1 protein-coding gene is annotated in these 641 nt (G+C 57.5%); it reads left to right on the top strand.

All coding sequences use genetic code 11. The features are described from left to right. The coding region (locus KP705_RS15985) for a transposase (RefSeq protein ID WP_215764950.1) at positions 1 to 641 on the top strand (641 nt) is incomplete at both ends.

Below are 641 nucleotides of genomic sequence, written 5' to 3'. Positions count from 1 at the left end.
CAATTTGTCTGATGAGCGGACGGAATATCTGATCAACGATCGCCTGTCGTTCATGAGCTTCCTTGGGCTGGGGCTTTCAGATCGTGTTCCTGATGCCAAAACACTCTGGCTGTTCCGTGAGCGCCTGACGCAGGTGGGAGCGATCGAGGGTCTGTTCAACCGTTTTGACGCGACCCTGCGGCACGCCGGCTATCTGCCGATGTCGGGCCAGATCCTGGATGCAACGCTGGTGGCGGCTCCAAAGCAGCGCAACACGAACGCCGAGAAAGCCGATCTCCGGGCAGGCCGTATTCCCGAAGACTGGCAGGACAAGCCGTCAAAGCTGTCGCACAAGGATCGCCATGCGCGCTGGACGCTGAAGTTCACGAAAGCGAAGCGGCAGGACGATGGAACCATGCCGTCGAGTGATCTCGCTATCCCATTCTTTGGCTACAAACCCCACGTCTCCATCGACCGGAAGTATCGGTTCATCCGCAAATGGAAGACAACAGATGCCGCCGCCAGTGATGGCGCGCGATTGAGAGAGGGGCTTCTGGATAAAGCCAATACCGCCTCAAGCGTCTGGGCCGATACCGCGTATCGCTCGAAAGCCAACGAAGACTTCATGGAAAAGCAGGGCTTTGTCTCAAAGGTYCACAGGA

Origin of the sequence: Gluconobacter sp. P1D12_c, assembly GCF_018812105.1 — a bacterium.
Classification (GTDB): Bacteria; Pseudomonadota; Alphaproteobacteria; order Acetobacterales; family Acetobacteraceae; genus Gluconobacter; species Gluconobacter oxydans_A.
This window is presented reverse-complemented; position numbering and strand designations above follow the sequence as displayed.